The 16340-nt window shown below is 53.0% G+C and carries 16 protein-coding genes; 8 read left to right on the top strand and 8 right to left on the bottom strand.

Features of this window, described 5'->3' with window-relative positions:
* Positions 1–5 precede the first annotated feature (5 nt).
* From ACFVSO_RS12005 to ACFVSO_RS11970, 8 genes are all read left to right on the top strand, one after another.
* Positions 6–662, top strand: coding sequence for a redox-sensing transcriptional repressor Rex (locus tag ACFVSO_RS12005; RefSeq protein ID WP_387473615.1), 657 nt, complete (start codon positions 6–8; stop codon positions 660–662).
* Positions 643–1944, top strand: coding sequence for an amidohydrolase (locus ACFVSO_RS12000; protein ID WP_387473613.1), 1302 nt, complete (start codon positions 643–645; stop codon positions 1942–1944). Before ACFVSO_RS12005 ends, ACFVSO_RS12000 begins: the two co-directional genes overlap by 20 nt.
* 32 nt (positions 1945–1976) lie before the next feature.
* On the top strand, positions 1977–2483 hold the full coding sequence (locus tag ACFVSO_RS11995; RefSeq protein ID WP_387473611.1) for a hypothetical protein: 507 nt from the start codon (positions 1977–1979) through the stop codon (positions 2481–2483).
* Positions 2484–2605: 122 nt separating this feature from the next.
* Entirely contained in the window at positions 2606–3145 is a 540-nt protein-coding gene (locus ACFVSO_RS11990) for a hypothetical protein (RefSeq protein ID WP_387473609.1), read from the top strand.
* Complete coding sequence (locus ACFVSO_RS11985; protein WP_387473607.1) at positions 3138–4631, top strand: AAA family ATPase; 1494 nt, start codon at positions 3138–3140, stop codon at positions 4629–4631. The genes ACFVSO_RS11990 and ACFVSO_RS11985 overlap by 8 nt, the downstream gene beginning before the upstream one ends.
* A gap of 116 nt (positions 4632–4747) precedes the next feature.
* Positions 4748–5617, top strand: a complete 870-nt coding sequence (locus ACFVSO_RS11980; protein WP_387473604.1) for a 3-hydroxyacyl-CoA dehydrogenase family protein — start codon at positions 4748–4750, stop codon at positions 5615–5617.
* Positions 5617–6843, top strand: a complete 1227-nt coding sequence (locus ACFVSO_RS11975; RefSeq protein WP_387473601.1) for an acetate kinase — start codon at positions 5617–5619, stop codon at positions 6841–6843. Before ACFVSO_RS11980 ends, ACFVSO_RS11975 begins: the two co-directional genes overlap by 1 nt.
* A gap of 46 nt (positions 6844–6889) precedes the next feature.
* Positions 6890–7573 (top strand): DnaD domain protein, encoded by a 684-nt coding sequence (locus ACFVSO_RS11970; RefSeq protein WP_387473598.1) that lies wholly within the window; start codon positions 6890–6892, stop codon positions 7571–7573.
* 114 nt (positions 7574–7687) lie between these two features.
* Here the strand turns inward: ACFVSO_RS11970 and ACFVSO_RS11965 are convergent, their stop codons facing one another.
* The 8 genes from ACFVSO_RS11965 to ACFVSO_RS11930 all read right to left on the bottom strand — a co-directional run bounded on the left by ACFVSO_RS11965 (position 7688) and on the right by ACFVSO_RS11930 (position 16314).
* Complete coding sequence (locus ACFVSO_RS11965) at positions 7688–8731, bottom strand: MerR family transcriptional regulator (protein WP_387473596.1); 1044 nt, start codon at positions 8729–8731, stop codon at positions 7688–7690.
* Positions 8732–8887: 156 nt separating this feature from the next.
* The gene (mtnB, locus tag ACFVSO_RS11960) at positions 8888–9538 is read right to left on the bottom strand and encodes a methylthioribulose 1-phosphate dehydratase (protein ID WP_387473593.1); all 651 of its coding nucleotides are present in this window, start codon (positions 9536–9538) and stop codon (positions 8888–8890) included.
* Positions 9535–10218, bottom strand: a complete 684-nt coding sequence (locus ACFVSO_RS11955) for a 2-hydroxy-3-keto-5-methylthiopentenyl-1-phosphate phosphatase (protein WP_387473591.1) — start codon at positions 10216–10218, stop codon at positions 9535–9537. Before ACFVSO_RS11955 ends, mtnB begins: the two co-directional genes overlap by 4 nt.
* Positions 10215–11447, bottom strand: coding sequence for a 2,3-diketo-5-methylthiopentyl-1-phosphate enolase (locus ACFVSO_RS11950; RefSeq protein WP_387473589.1), 1233 nt, complete (start codon positions 11445–11447; stop codon positions 10215–10217). The genes ACFVSO_RS11955 and ACFVSO_RS11950 overlap by 4 nt, the downstream gene beginning before the upstream one ends.
* Entirely contained in the window at positions 11444–12313 is an 870-nt protein-coding gene (gene proC / locus ACFVSO_RS11945; protein ID WP_387473586.1) for a pyrroline-5-carboxylate reductase, read from the bottom strand. Before proC ends, ACFVSO_RS11950 begins: the two co-directional genes overlap by 4 nt.
* Before the next feature lie 55 nt (positions 12314–12368).
* Positions 12369–13619 (bottom strand): glutamate-5-semialdehyde dehydrogenase, encoded by a 1251-nt coding sequence (locus tag ACFVSO_RS11940; protein WP_387473584.1) that lies wholly within the window; start codon positions 13617–13619, stop codon positions 12369–12371.
* Positions 13620–13655: 36 nt separating this feature from the next.
* The gene (gene proB / locus ACFVSO_RS11935; protein ID WP_387473582.1) at positions 13656–14762 is read right to left on the bottom strand and encodes a glutamate 5-kinase; all 1107 of its coding nucleotides are present in this window, start codon (positions 14760–14762) and stop codon (positions 13656–13658) included.
* A 355-nt stretch (positions 14763–15117) separates the two neighbouring features.
* The gene (locus tag ACFVSO_RS11930) at positions 15118–16314 is read right to left on the bottom strand and encodes a pyridoxal phosphate-dependent aminotransferase (protein WP_387473580.1); all 1197 of its coding nucleotides are present in this window, start codon (positions 16312–16314) and stop codon (positions 15118–15120) included.
* Positions 16315–16340: the final 26 nt, after the last annotated feature.

The raw sequence follows: 16340 nt of genomic DNA, 5'->3' as shown, positions 1-16340 counted from the left end.
TTCCCATGAAGTCCGCAAAAATATCGGAGGCGGTCGTTAGACGCCTTCCGATTTATCTGCAAGTGCTCAATGAGCTGCATCTCCGGGAGATCCAAACGGTCTCCTCGCAGGAGCTGGGGGTCAAGCTTGACTTGAACCCGGCTCAAATTCGGAAAGATCTGGCTTATTTTGGCGAATTCGGACGCAAAGGCATCGGGTATGACGTCATGTATCTCATAGAGAAGATCAGACAGATCTTAAAGCTGAATCAAACGATTAAAGTCGCATTGGTCGGAGCCGGCAATCTGGGGCATGCCTTATGCAATTACAACAAGTATTCCAAGGATAATATGCAGATTACAGCCGTATTTGATGTGCATCCCGAAAAGATCGGCTCCAATATTAACAATTTGGTCGTAGAACCGATGAGCGAGCTGGAGCGGGTCGTTGCCGAACAAAAGATACGAATTGGCATTATTACCGTGCCCGCGCATGAAGCGCAGAATGTCGCCAATCAATTTATTGCCGCAGGTGTAGAGGGAATCTTGAACTTTGCTCCTGCTATTCTTCGGGTGCCGGATGATGTGCGTATTCATAATGCCGATTTCACAAGGGAATTGTTAAGTCTGGCTTATTATTTGAATCATGAAGGAGACGTAAGCGATGACACAGCTTTGGATTAAAGATGGCCTATTCGTTACGATGGATGATGCTGCAAAAACAGTAAAGGGACATATGGTTGTGACAGACGGTGTAATTACATACGTTGGCGCAGAACCGCCAGTCGGCCTGTTGCCCGATGCACAGAAGCTTGACGGCAGCAAGCTGGCGTTCATGCCGGGTCTGGTCAATACACACGGCCACGCGGCTATGACGCTGCTGCGGGGCTATTCCGACGATCAGAAGCTGCAGGTATGGCTGGAGCAGAAGATGTGGCCGATGGAAGCCAAATATGTGGATGCCGACACAAGAGCCGGAAGCGCGCTCGCGATTATAGAGATGCTGCGTACGGGCACAACTGCGTTTGTCGATATGTACGATCGTATGGATCAGGTTGCGGCTATGACTGAGCAAGCAGGCATACGCGGCATATTGACACGCGGCGTTATCGGTCTGTGCTCGGAAGAAGAACAGAAGGCCAAGCTGAATGATGCGATTGCCTTCGCCAAGACATGGCACGGCAAGGCAGACGGCAGAATCTCGACGATGCTGTCGCCGCATGCGCCATACACTTGTCCTCCCGCCTATATAGAGAAATTCGTGGAGGCTGCGCATGAGCTGGACTTGCCGCTTCATACGCACATGTCCGAGACGATTGCGGAAGTGGAGCAGAATGTTCGCGATTACGGCGCACGTCCAGTCGAGCATCTGGATCGACTCGGATTTTTCTCGCGTCCGTCGCTCGTAGCGCATGCTGTCCATCTGACCGATGAAGAGATTGCTTTGCTGGCAGAGCACGGCGTATCCGTCTCGCATAATCCTGTCAGCAACCTGAAGCTGGCTTCCGGCGTTGCACGGCTTCCGGAGCTGATGAGAGCCGGTGTGAAGGTGTCGCTCGGTACGGATAGCGTCGCGAGCAACAATAACCTGGATTTGTTTGAAGAAATTCGTTTCTCCGCTTTGCTTCACAAGGGAGTATCCGGCGATCCGACAGCAATCCCGGCCTGGGAGGCTCTTAAGCTTGGCACTACGTACGGAGCGAATGCCATCTGGCAGGGAGATTCGATCGGTCAGCTGAAAGCCGGCTACAAGGCTGATTTTATTGCAATCGATTTGGATCAGCCGCATTTCTACCCGCTTACGGATATCGTATCGCATCTTGTTTATGCCGGATCGGGCCGAGACGTCAAGCATGTATGGGTGGATGGGCGTCAGGTGGTACAGAACGGCGTCTGCACATTAATGGATGAAGAGAAGATCAAATATGAGGCAGCCGCAAGCTTCGAGCGGTTACTGAACGGCTAATGAGAGCGGTCGAAAAGAAAAGGCCGCCATTTATGACGCCAAAGCGCTGGCTGTTCGCTATCATCGCTTGCCTGATTGCGTTAGGGGTTTGGTTCGGCTTTTATTTCCGTGATGTGCAAATGCCGAAGTGGTCGGAGGAAAGCAGCATGCGAGAAGCCGTGTTCGCGACAGGCGAAATGGCGAATATCGAAAAGCTGTACAAGCATGTCTGGGAAGCGACGACATGGGTTGCTTATGGAACGACGGAAACAGAATCAGAGCTATTCGTTTTCCTGAATGAAGAGGGAGCTTTGCAGCATCGTGTGATGGCAGATCAAGTTTTGCCGGAAGACCAATTTCGAACAAAATGGCTAAACGACCATGCCAGCGCTTCCATCATTCGTGTGACACCGGGATTATTCCGGGAGCAGCCCGTATGGGAAGTGTATTATAAGGAGCCGGAAGGCAGCAAGGAACGTTTCAAATATCAATTTTACAGCTTCGATCAGCAAGCGACACTGATTGAAACCTATACATTGCCGACAAAAACGGGACCGTAATGGTCCCGTTTCCTGTTTTTACAGAACGCATTATGTATATAATTGTGATATACTAACGTATAGCAAATGTGATAGATCAATTGCGACAATTTATATATACTCAGTACTGGAGGGATATAGTTATGAGAAAGCCTCGAATGATGCCGATCGCCATAACCGTCGTGATATCCGCTGCAGCACTTTTTGGCGGCTGGATGTTGTACAAGCAGGTCGCGGTAGCTTCACCATTAACGGATGCCGTTGCCAATGTACCGGGTATCGCCAATGCGGATAAACCGGTCATTGAGCAGGATAAAGTAAGCGTATCAGTCGAGCTGTCCGATGAGGCAAGCTTGAAGGATGTCTACACATCCGTAACGGAGCAAGGCAAAGCATTAGCAGGGAAACGCAAGCTGGATATTGTCATTCAGAACGAAGAAGACGCATCGCTTAATGCGATCTGGCAGGAAGCGATGTTCGATATAGCACAGGCGATGGAGACAAAAACCTATTCCGATATTCCAAAAACGATGGAACGTGTCGCATCTGGACATGACGGTGTTGAGACGGTAACGGATATGGACGGAACCAATGTATATGTAACGATCAAAAACGCAGGAGGCGCCAAATATATCGTCTTGCCAAGAACGCCAAACCAAATGGGGGTGTGGCCTAATGCGTAAGTATGGATTGGAGCTGGCGATTGGATTTGTTCCTGTTCTCATCGTATTTTTGCTTTTTATGGGGGTTAACGTATTGCCGTTTTTGTTTTTGGCGGCGGTCGGAGGAGCCCTGTTTTTTATGGCAAAAGGCCGTGGCAAGCTCACGGCGCTTTCGAATGGCAAGTCTAGAAGTGAAGTAAAGTCGCCTTCCTTTACCTTTGAGCAGATTGGCGGACAAGAACGCGCGAAAGGCGAGTTGATTGAAGCACTCGATTTTCTGGTGAAGAAGGAACAGATTGCCAAGCTGGGCATTCGTCCCTTGAAAGGTATCCTTATGTCCGGTCCTCCGGGTACAGGCAAGACGCTGCTGGCCAAAGCAGCGGCCCAATATACGGATTCGATCTACCTGGCCGCTTCGGGCAGCGAGTTTGTCGAGATGTATGTTGGCGTAGGGGCGGGGCGCATCCGCGACCTGTTCAAGGAAGCACGCACGAAAGCGAAAAAGGAAGGCAAAAGCAGCGCTGTTATTTTTATCGATGAGATCGAGGTCATTGGCGGCAAGCGTGATGGCGGACAGCAGCGCGAGTATGACCAGACGTTGAACCAGCTATTGACGGAGATGGATGGCATTCACGCGAACGAATCACCGCGTATCCTGATGATAGCAGCGACGAACCGCAAGGAGATGCTGGACAGCGCCTTGCTGCGTCCTGGCCGCTTCGACCGTCATATTGGCGTAGAGCTGCCGGACAAGAAGGGCAGGCTTCATATTCTGAACATTCATGCAGCGAATAAGCCGCTGGAAGAGAATGTGAACATGGATAGTATTGCGGAGCAGACATACAGCTTCTCCGGTGCGCAGCTGGAAGCGGTGATGAATGAAGCCGCAATCTATGCGATGCGCGAAGACCACGCTACTGTCGATGAGCGCCATCTTACGATGGCGATCGACAAGGTCATGCTGGGCGAGAAGACTGACCGCGAGACATCGAAGGAAGAGCGCGAGCGCGTAGCGCTTCATGAGCTTGGGCATGCCATTATGGCGGAGCTTGTCCGTCCGGGAAGTGTGTCCCAGGTTGCGCTGTCCCCGCGCGGCGGCGCTCTCGGTTATGTGCGCCATCAGCCGCAGAAGGAGCAATATCTGTACACGACCCCATTCCTGCATGGACAAATTATGATCACGCTAGGCGGAGCGGCTGCGGAAGAAATGTTTTATGGCGAGCGCAGCACGGGCTCGCGCGGTGACTTTGATCAGGCGGTAAGTATTGTCAAGACGCTTGTAGAGTCCGGACTGACGCCGCTTGGCATTATTGACGCCTCCATGATGACGCCCGACAAGTGGGCCGATGTAACCAAAAGCACCCTGGATGAGCTGATGGCGAAAACCAAAAAACTGCTGGAGGAACGCCGTCAAGTGTTCACGGATTCCCTGGAGACGCTGTTGCGGGAAGAGACGCTCGATGGCGAGGCGTTCCGCGCATTATTGTCGAGTTCGACAGCCGCATAAGTTCACAAAATTGTCTACAATATTACAAATTTAAGACGGACTCCCTGTCCGTCTTCTTTTTTAGTCGAATTACGTTATAATAAGGGGGAAACTATCAAGAGGGAGAAATTGCATCAATGATTAAAAAGGTTGGAGTAATCGGCTTAGGCACGATGGGTCAGGGCATCGCGGAGATGTTGGCCGCGAAAGGACTCGACGTTATCGTCATCGAGCGCACCAAAGAACGCCTCGCCTATGGATTACACATGATTGAAATCAGCTTGGATAAGCAAATCGAGAAATGGGCTCTGACAGGAGCGGAGAAGAAGCTTGTCCTATCCAGGATTCAATCGGCATTGTCCTTTGAGGAACTTGCGGGCTGTGAGCTTGTCATCGAGACGATATCGGAGGATTTGGATGCCAAGAAAGAAGTATTCCAGAAGCTCGACGCCATCTGCGAAGAGAAAGCAATTCTGGCAAGCAACACGTCTACACTCAGCTTGACAGAGCTGGCCAGCGTGACGAAAGTGCCGAACCGCGTGATCGGCCTTCATTTTATATACCCTGTTTTAAAAATCGATCTGGTGGAGATCGTTCTAGGTCTGAAGACATCGGATGATACGTATAATCGCACGAAGCATTTTGTCGAAGAAGTCCTTCAGAAGAAAGGCATCATGGTATTCGAGTCGCCAGGCTTCGTGACATCCCGTCTGATCTGCCTGTTCATCAATGAGGCTCTGCATGTGCTGGAGGAAGGCGTGGCGTCTGCAGAGGACATTGACAATGCCATGCGTGTCGGCTATTCGTTCCAGCATGGACCATTCGAGATGGCGGACCGTTTCGGTTTGGATTCCGTTTTGGCTGCGCTTGAACGCATGTTCCGCGAGTATGGGGAGTTGAAATACCGCCCATCCATCGTGCTTAAGAAGATGGTACGCGCCGGACATCTTGGAGCCAAGACTGGCGTCGGCTTCTTCAACTACGATATGGATGGAGATCGGATCTAATGAAGGTATTGGTTATTAACGCTGGCAGTTCTTCGCTGAAGTACCAGCTTTACGAAATGTTGAATGAAACGGTGCTCGCGAGCGGTCGCGTAGAGCGCATAGGCATGGATTCATCTATCGTCACCCATGAGCCAACGGGGAAGCCGGAAGTACGGGACGTTAGTGAGATTCTGGACCATGTGACAGCGGTCAAACGAGTCATCGATATGATTACGCACAAGGAACATGGCGTCATCAGCGCGATGTCCGAGATTGACGCGGTCGGCCACCGGATTGTGCACGGGGGAGAGGTGTTCAAGGGCTCCGTGCTTGTTACTCAGGAAGTGAAGCTGGAGATTCGCCGCTTGTTCGATCTTGCTCCGCTTCATAACCCTGCGCACATGATGGGCATTACGGCAGTAGAGGCGGTTATGCCGGAAGTGCCGCAGGTTGTCGTATTCGATACGGCCTTCCACCAGACCATGCCGCAAACGTCGTATCTGTACCCGATTCCTACCGTTCTGTACCGCAGACATAAGATTCGCAGATATGGCTTCCACGGCACATCGCATGCCTATGTAAGCGACAAGGCGGCCCGTTTCTTGAACAAACCGCTTGAATCGCTGAAAATGGTATCCTGCCATATCGGCAACGGTGCAAGCTGTACGGCAATACTGGACGGAAAGTCGTTCGATACGAGCATGGGCATGACGCCGCTCGAAGGCTTGATGATGGGAACGCGCAGCGGCGACATCGACCCTGCGATCGTACCGTTTGTCATGAATAAGGAAGAGCTGACGCTGAACGAAGCGAACTCCATGCTGAACAAGCATAGCGGTATGCTAGCCATATCGGGCATCAGCAGCGATATGCGTGAAGTGACGGAAGCGATGCATGAGGGCGACAAAAACGCGAAGCTGGCCTTTGATATGTATACGTACAGGCTTCGCAAGTATATCGGCGCTTACGCGGCTGCAATGAACGGAATTGACGTGCTTGTCTTCACGGCGGGAGTAGGGGAGAATGCTCCGGATGTTCGGGAGGCGGTGTGCGAAGGCATAACGTTCCTTGGCATCGAGCTCGACAAAGAGAAGAACCGCGTTCGCAGCAAGGAAGCAAGAGAAATCTCGACACCAAACTCGCGAGTGAAGGTGCTAGTCGTGCCAACAAACGAGGAGCTGCTTATCGCACGCGATACGAACGCGATAGTGAAAGGGCTAAATAACAGCAATCATACGGTACAATAAGTTAGCATGAACATCATCAACGACTACTAGAGAGGAGAGGCTGGGCTTGAATGACGAACTATGGAAAGCCTACACGCACGGCATTGCTGCTGCAATTGGCGAAGGGGGAGTCCATATCCCTAGCCTCCTCCTTCAAAGTTACAGCCGAATTGGGTTATCTGATTCTGAGGCCATGCTGCTGATGCAGATAATGCTGTATGGACAAGCAGAGCGGAATGATTTCCCCACACCGGAAGAGCTGGCGGATCGAATGGGCGTTCATGTCCGAGAGATCGGCGCTTTGCTTGGCCGCTTGATGAAGGACGGTTTTTTATCTATTGACGATTATATCGACGATGTTACGGGTCTCCGCAGCGAGCGCTATAACTGGAGCGGATGGCTGATGAAGGCGTCCGAATGGCGGGCAACGTCGAAGCGCCAATCGAAGAAGACGGACAAGCAGCCGATCGTGCTGGAGAAGAGCGCACCCGCCTCCAATCTTTTTTCGGTGTTCGAGCAGGAATTCGGCAGATTGTTGTCTCCCATGGAATGCGAGACGATCGTCAGCTGGCTGGACCAGGACCGCTATTCCGAAGAAATTGTTTTGTTTGCCCTGAAGGAAGCTGTATTTGCAGGCAAGCTTAGCCTAAGATACATAGACCGTATTCTGATTGAATGGAGTCGCAATCGGGTTACGAATGCGGATGAGGCGAGAGCCCATGCGGGCAAATTCCACGGCGGCAGAGCCTGATTACGTAAAGCAGTCTCGCATAAAGTCTTTAATCTCAATAAACCATGCCTGTCGGCATGGTTTATTTTTGTAATAAGAGGAGAGAGCTCCGTTTTTAAATACGAGATGAAGCCGTTATGGCTTTACCGCATACAGAATGGTGATCTCTTCATCGAGTTCTTCTGTTACGACGGAATAGAATCGCTGCTCCAGCCACTGAACAAGCTCTGGCAGCCGTGACGGCAGCAGTCCGGCAAGATGAACGGTTTCCGTATCATAACTATGGGCCTGCTGACTGGTGGAGGCTTGCTCGTCACTCATTTCATGCGTCATCAAGCCTGTAATGACCATTCTGCCCCCTGGCTTCAAGGTTCGATCCATCTCTCCTAACGCAAGCAGCTGACCGGAGGCGACCAAATGCTGAAGGGCGAAGCTGCAGGTAACAAAATCGAAGGTTTGCGTTAGCGGGAGCGACAGTAAGTTGCCTTGTCTCGTATCTACTTGCGGCAGTCGTTCTCTTAGCAGGCTGATCATCTCGCGGGATTGCTCGACGACCGTCATATGCGCCCCAGCCGTGCATAGCAGCGAGGTCAGATTGCCGCTGCCTGCGCCGGTTTCCAGACCGGATTCATGCGGGGCCGGATCGATCCATTCCAGCGTCCTGCGAATAGCATGATCATATTGCTGCGGCTGAAGGATGCCCGACAGCGCAATAAGGGGAGCCTCATAGCCGTATTGCTGAGCGAGACGGTCATAATTCCACTCATCGCTCCAGGATGTTCGCAGCATTCGGTTATGGCGGATACGCGCGGCTGCCCGTTCGACATCTTCCAATACGGGCATTCCTTCACGCTGCCAGCCGGATATCGTCTCATCGAACGCATGCAGCGCATCAAGCGCGGCGGTCAGCTCTTCATGAAGCCGGGCTCTGGCTTGATCCACCTTCCGAATAAGCTGGTCCGACTCCCCGATTAACGGAATCGTCTCGGCAATCTGGGCCACAGACAGGCCCAGCTCCCGCAAGGAAATAATCCAGCGCAGCCGTGTAATATCCTCTTCCGAATAGCTGCGGTAGCCGTTTTCATAAGTCTTTTGGGGCGTGACCAGTCCTTTTTCCTCATAAAATCGAAGCGTTCTTGGTGTAACGCCCACGATGCGCGCAGCTTCATGAACCATCATTGCGGGATGTACCTCCTAAACCCGTACCTAATAACTCCTATTATGAAGGTTGACGTAACGTTAAAGTCAAGCGATGTTTTTTGAGAGCGAGTCAGCAAAAAAGCCGCTTGCAGATTGACCTGCGGGCGGCTTTCTGTATGGTGAACACATATACCCTTATACGCCGCGCTTCAGCAGCTCCAGACGATAGACGTATTCAAAAATGAACTCGAATGCTTCCAGATGGCGCTTGGCTTCGAAGGCATTGGCTCCCCAGGCATAAATGCCGTGCTTCCGAAGCAGGATGCCCGGAATTTCGCGATCGATCCGCTCTGTAATCTCCGGAACGATGGAGGGGATATGGGCGAAGTTCGAGACAATCGGAATATCGATATGCTTTTCTTCCTCCCATAGATTAAAGCCCTTAATCAGCTCCACACCGTCTACCGGCACGGACTTCCGGTCCCAGAAGTGTTCGGAGATGACGTTATTGAACACGGAGTGGATATGGAAGATGGCTCCTGCTCCAGTCAGACGATAGATCTCGCAATGAATTAGCGTCTCGGCAGAAGGCTTAAGCGATGTCGCTTCGCAGGCTTTGCCATTCTGGTCGACGAAGAGGTAGTCCTCCGGCGTGTGGACCGTTTTGTCCTTGCCGCTCGCGGTGATGGCGAATTGGAACTGCTCCGGCGCATAATCGCCTACACGGACAGACAGATTGCCGCTTGTGCCAGGGAACCAGCCTCTGGAAGCGAACAGCTCCTTTACGTCGCGCAGCTCGCCCAGAGCGCGCTGCTTGTCCTCCGTACGGATTTGATCAAAACTCATGATGATGACTTCCTTTCTTCATTCATGGCCGCGATAATGTCATGAAAGGTATTGAATTCGGTATGCGGCAAGCCGAGCTCCTTGCATTTCGTAGTCAGATGGGAGCGGGAATAGACGGTATCTGCGAGCTTGGCTCCCTCGAAGTCGGTCACGCTGTCACCGATAATGATCCGCTCATAGTCATCAGTCGGAAATTGGCGCATAATAGTCGTTTTGCACATACCGCATTTATTGGTGCAATGCCCGTCGCAAGGATGCGGCCACAGAATCTCGATGCGCTCGCCCGAGAAATCGCTGCCATTGCAATAGATATGATCCAGCGGAATATCGAATTGCGACAGCACAGGATAAACGAAAAAGTCGATCCCGCCGCTCGTCACATAAAAATCAATGTTCTGCTCCTTGCAATAGGCGATGAATTCAGCAAAGCCATCTCTTATACGCACATTGTTAATGCCGAAGGAGACGACTTCTTCCTTCATGGAAGCAGGCAGGAGGCGGAATAGTGCGCCTACGCCTTCCTTGATCGACAGCTCTGTCGAGATGGTGCGTTCGGCAATGCTTTCCCAGCCTTCAGGATTGAAATGCTTAATAATTGCAATGATGTTGTCGTTAATGGTGATGGTGCCGTCGAAATCGCAAAATACGATGCGTTTCTTGGATGTCTCAGATTTCGTCATGCTTCTTTAATCCCCCATGCTTGTATTGCGGCTTGAAGTGCTTCATTGCCGCTTGCCTCAGCAGCTTCGCGCAGCGAAATACCGCTTGTTGCGGCCATGATTGCTTGGCGGAACGCTTGCCCGCCTGCAGCGGTGCCCATTGGATGTCCGTGGATGCCTCCACCGGCGTTCACGACGACATCGGTGCCGAAGTCCTTCAGGATGAGCGGCACTAGTCCCGGATGAATGCCCGCGGAAGGGACAGGGAAGCTGGTCTTAAGCCCGTGGAGCGGGCTAAGCAGGGCGTCCTTGACGGCCAGATTCTCTTCCTTCGGCATCACTACGGAGCCGTAAGGAGACGGGAAGAGCACAAGATCCGCTCCGGCGAGCCGCATCAGCTTGCCGAGCAGCAGGGAAGCCCCGATGCCGTAATGCGGCGAAGGATAGAACGCTCCAGCGAGAGCGGGATGCGCTGCTATAGGAACATTAATTTTGGGATCTTTGCTAAGCTCATGCAAGACGTCGTAGCCGTAGGACAAGACGTTGAACAGCAGCGCATTCGCGCCAGCCGCAACAGCCTTGCGGGCATTCGCTGCCAGCTGAGAGGTAGGTCCGGTCAGATTGACCGCGTAAAGCAGCTTCTGTCCCGTCTCATCCTGAGCCTTGCGGGCGGCTTCCATACATGCCTCAACCCGTTTCTCCAGAGGCGTTAGCGGGTTCTCGAACAGGATTTCATCATCCTTGATCAAGTCTACACCGCCAAGCGCCTGCTTGTAGAACTGCTCCTGAAGATTGGCCAGATCATGTCCGACGACAGATTTGAAAATGCTCATTAGAAGCGGGCGGTCATGGACGCCCAGCAAATCGCGTACGCCGCCGAGGCCGAAGCGCGGCCCAGGGAAAGCCGAGGCAAAATCTTGGGATACATCCAGATCGATCAGCTTAATACGGCCATCCATCGACAGCTTGCCGAATACGGTAACGAGCAGGGCAGGGATATCGCGGCTGAAGTTAATGTCGGGATATGCGATGCGAATATCCGCATAGCGCTCGCCGGCCGCACCATTCACTGGCTCATGTACGTCAACGGACAGCACCTTGCCCAGATGCTTCTCCATCTCCGCCTTTTTGGCTTCTGGAAGCTCCGTCCAGCTGCCTACAGTCAATCCTACGGCAATGGATAATGCTTTTTTATCAAAATCGGCTTTATCGTCATAGGAACGATAAGTCGCAATACATACTTGACTCATTCCGCAATGCTCCTTCCAATTACAGCTCCGATCTCGGCAGCGCGCTCGGAGGAGCGCTTCATGCCTTTCACAATCGCTTCCGGCAGTCCGGCTTCTGTCATCGTCTCAATCGCGGCTTGCGTCGTGCCGTTCGGAGATGTGACTTTGCGCCGCAAGTCCTCCGGACTCTCTCCGGTTTGCTTCACCATCTGAGCCGCGCCGAGGACGGTCTGAACGACCAGCTCCTTCGCCATATCCGGCTCAAGGCCAAGTTCTTTTGCCGCCTTTAGCATCGCTTCCATCACAAAGTAGACATAAGCGGGACCGCTGCCGGACACGCCTGTGACAGAGTCTTGGAGCGACTCTTCGACGACTGCGTTAATGCCGATCGATTGGAACATCGCTTCGCTAATCAGACGCTGCTGAGGAGTCACCTTAGATGAATAGCTGATGCCGGTTGCACCAAGTCCAATAGTGCTCGATGTATTCGGCATCGTTCGTACAATCGGCTGATCTGCGCCGAGCAGCTTCTCCATGGAAGCAATGGAGAGACCTGCAATGACAGACACAACCAGTTGCTTGGAGTTGAGAAGGGGAGCGATAGCCGAGATCGCTTCCGCCGCATCCTTCGGCTTCATAGCTAGAAATACAATATCCGCTTCCTGCAAATACGTATCGTTGGACGAGCCTTGCAGGACGGTTTGAACGCCGTAGCGCTCATGAAGCTCCGCTAGCCGCTCCTCATTGCTGCGGTTAAGCATCGAGATTTTGGCGGGATCGACGAGCTTCTCGTGAATCAAGCCGCGGGCAATCGCTTCTGCCATAGAACCCGCGCCATAGAAGCAGATCCGCATCGTTGCGATGCCGGTCTCCGTAAGTATAGTCATGGTTGGTCTCCTCCTCTTTAAATTTATGTTAGAAAACTAGCTTTCCTAACGGGGTTTAACCTCTAATTTGGCCGTTGCCCGTAATTCGATATTTCGTTGAAGTCAGGGCTGGAAGCCCCATTGGACCGCGCGCATGCAGCTTTTGCGTGCTGATTCCGATCTCTGCGCCGAAGCCGAACTCGAAACCATCGGTAAAGCGGGTGGATACATTATGGTAGACAGCCGCCGCATCTACTTCCTGGAGGAAACGGTCGGCATGCTCGCCAGTCTCCGTCACGATGCATTCGGAATGCTTCGTTCCGTGGCGGCGGATATGGCCGAGCGCATCATCAAGCCCGTCTACTACTTTAACATTTATAATATAATCGTTGTACTCCGTGCTGAAATCTTCATCGGTTGCCATCCGGATATCGCCCAGTATAGCCTTGGAGCGGTCACAGCCTCTCAGCTCTACATTTCCTTTGAGCATCGGCTCGACTAGGGCTGTCAAATGCGCCTCTGCGATATCTTGATGCACAAGCAGCGTCTCGATGGAGTTGCACACGGAAGGGCGTTGTACTTTTGCATTAAAAGCAATGTCAGCAGCCATGGCAATATTGGCCGTATTGTCTACATACACATGGCAGATGCCTGCGCCCGTTTCAATAACCGGTACCGTGGCGTTCTCCACTACATTGCGGATGAGTGCGGCGCCGCCGCGTGGGATGACGACGTCGAGCAGGCCATTCAGCTTCAGCATTTCGTTGACGGAAGCGCGATCGCTGTCTTCAATTAATTGAATCGCATCAACCGGCAGGGCGGTCGATTTCATCGCATCCTTCAATATCTCAATGATTTTACGATTGGAGGACAGGGCAGCGGAGCCTCCGCGCAATACCACGCAGTTGCCGGTTTTGAGGCACAAGCCTGCGGCATCTACCGTTACGTTCGGACGCGCTTCGTAGATCATGCCGATAACGCCAAGCGGAACGCGGCGTTTCTCCACCTTCATGCCGTTCGGGCGCTGGAACGATTCCAGCAGCTCGCCGACCGGATCCGGCAGATCCACGATCTGACGCAGCCCTTCGGATATTCCTGCGATGCGCTCGCTATTCAAGGCCAGACGGTCGAGCAGGGAGGTGCTCGTGCCGTTGTCCCGGCCGCGCTGCAAATCCTCGGCATTCGCTGCGATAATTTCCACTTCTCTTGCGATCAAGGCGTCCGCCATCGCGGACAATGCGGCGTTTTTCTGCTCGGTCGTCAGCTTGTTCATCGCTGCTGCCGCTTCTTGCGCCAGTGTTGCTTTTGCTCTCACTTCACTTATCATTCCAGTTCCCCTCCTGGTTCATTTATCGTGCGGTATTTATATAAGCGTGATCCATTCATCCCGGTGGATGACTTCAATGCGGGAGACGTCGACCCTGCGGGAGACCTCTTCCGAGCCAAGCCCGGCGGCAGCCTGCAGCTGCCATGCGGCGTAATTGACGACGCCTCTGCCCAGCACTTCGTTCTGGCGATTCACGACCTCAACCACATCCCCGGGATGGAAGTCACCGTCGCTAGCCGTTACGCCAGCGGGGAGGAGGCTCTTGCCTCCAATGAGAAGAGCGGCTACCGCGCCGTCATCGACTGTTATTCGTCCCTGAGGCATGGAGTGGAATCCAAGCCATTGCTTCTTCATCGGCAGACTATGAAGCTTCGTATCGAAATACGTGCCTCTGCCGCAGCCTTCCACAGCCCTGGTCAGATCGCCTTCCAATTGAACCTTCCCGATAAAGGCGCCTACACCGCCGCGCATGGCAACCCTTGCTGCTTCAATCTTGGAACGCATGCCGCCCGTTCCGACGGAAGAGCCGGCGCCGCCTGCGAGCTTCAATATATCCTCCGATATTTGCTCCACACGTTCTATCTTGGTTGCTTGCGGGTTTTTGCGCGGATCCTCGGTGTAGAGGCCGTCCATATCGGTAATAATGACAAGCTTGGCGGCTTTGGTCATCGCTGCGACAAGCGCGGACAAATTGTCGTTATCGCCGAACTTGAGCACCAGCTCATCGGTTGCCACGGTATCATTTTCATTAATAATAGGAATAATGCCTTGCTTCAGCAACTCTTCAATCGTCATTAGCGCATTCTGAATACGGCGGCGATTGGAGAAGTCTGCCCGTGTCAGCAAAATTTGCGCTGCGACGATGCCGTAACGGGAGAGGGCCTCCTGATAGGCTTGCATCAGCAGAGCCTGCCCGACTGCCGCGGCCGCTTGTTTCTCGTGTACAATCTTTGGTCTGGACGTGTAACCGATTTGGCGGAAACCCGCAGCAACCGCGCCCGAGGTTACCAGCATGACTGCATCTCCCTGGCGATAGCGCGAGGCGAGCTCTGACGCGAAGAAGGCTATGCTTTCCCGGTTCAATCCGCCTTCCTCTGATGTAAGCGAGCTGCTGCCGATTTTCACGACGATTCTCTCCGACATGTTCATCCCATCCTATACTGTTTTGTGACAGCAAAAAAGACTTTCGTCCTCTAAAGGACGAAAGTCTTCACTTCCGCGGTACCACCTTCGTTGACGATGCTGCTGCCGCAAGGCATAACCATCGTCCATCTTGAAGCCTCGTAACAGGAGGCGCTGTCCGGCTTATCGCCGGCCGTTCGGAGGTAGGTTTCGGCAGTGGGCCTAAGGTAAATTCTTGCAGCCGGTGGAATTTACTCTCTGGGCAAGGCCTTGATCTGCTTACTGGTCCCGTCATCACGTTTCTGGTTTCAACTAAATTAAGGATAACATGATCTTATGCCTCTGTAAAGAAAGGCATCCCACCATAATCGCATCGTTACGGGGTGAAAAGTCCAAGCTTCCCAATCCGCTCGACAGCTTCGACCAGGCGCTCTTCGCTGGACAATAAGCCCAGGCGCACATAGCCTTCGCCATGCGATCCGAACCCGACGCCCGGAGCAACGACGACATCGGCTTCCAGCAGCAGCTTATCCGCGAACGTCTCTGATGTATAGCTTTCCGGCACTGGCAGCCAGCAGAAGAAAGAGCCTCCTGGCTTTGCCGCTTTCCATCCGATGCGATCCAGCGCTTCGAACAAGGCGTTTCTTCTGCTCTCGTACATGGCCGTCAGCGACGTCACGCAATCCTGAGGACCTGTAAGCGCAAGTGCAGCCGCTTCCTGGATACCGCCGAACAGACTACAGTAGTAATGGTCCTGAATCAGATTGATCATGGAGACGACATCGGTGTTGCCAAGCGCGAAGCCTACGCGCCAGCCGGCCATGTTGTAGGTTTTCGACAGCGTATAGAATTCCACGCCGACTTCCTTCGCGCCAGGCGTCTGCAGGAAGCTGATCGGCTTGCCGCCGTCAAAGCCGATTGCGCCGTACGCGAAGTCGCTCGCAATGACCACATCATGGGCTTCCGCAAACTTCACTACATCAGCGTAAAATTCCGGCGTGGCAACAGCGCCCGTCGGATTGTTGGGATAGTTCATGAACATAAGTCGAGCGCGCTCAGCTTTGTCTGGTGCAATCGCGCTGAGATCGGGCAAGTACCCGTTCTCCTCAAGCAGGGGCATAAAGGACATTTCCGCTCCTGCCAGCGCAACGCCCGACCAATAGTCGGGGTAACCGGGATCGGGAACGAGACAGACATCTCCCGGATTGAGCAGGCATTGGCTAATTTCCACAAGCCCTGTTTTGCCTCCGAACAAAATGGCGACTTCCGTATCGGGATCAAGCTCTACGCCGTAATCCTCCTTGTAGCGCTTCGCGACCGCTTGCTTGAGGAAAGGAAACCCGCTGAACGGCGGGTATTTATGATACAGCGGATTGGTTGCGGCTTCTTGCAGCTTGGCTACAATATGCGGGGGAGTGGGCTGATCGGGATTGCCTTGCCCCAAATTAATGACATCTTTGCCCTTGGCGATCTGCGCATTCGCCTTGCCTACCAGCTTGGCGAAAAACTGCGTCGGCAGACCCTCCATGCGAGCAGCGGGCCGAATCCGCCGTTTTTCTACTCCTGCTTCCATTTCATCACACTCCGAAATTGCTTGCT

Origin of the sequence: Paenibacillus sp. NPDC057967 (genome assembly GCF_042887015.1) — a bacterium.
Classification (GTDB): domain Bacteria; phylum Bacillota; class Bacilli; order Paenibacillales; family Paenibacillaceae; genus Pristimantibacillus.
The sequence above is the reverse complement of the archived record's forward strand: the minus strand, read 5'-3'. Positions and strand labels throughout refer to the sequence as shown.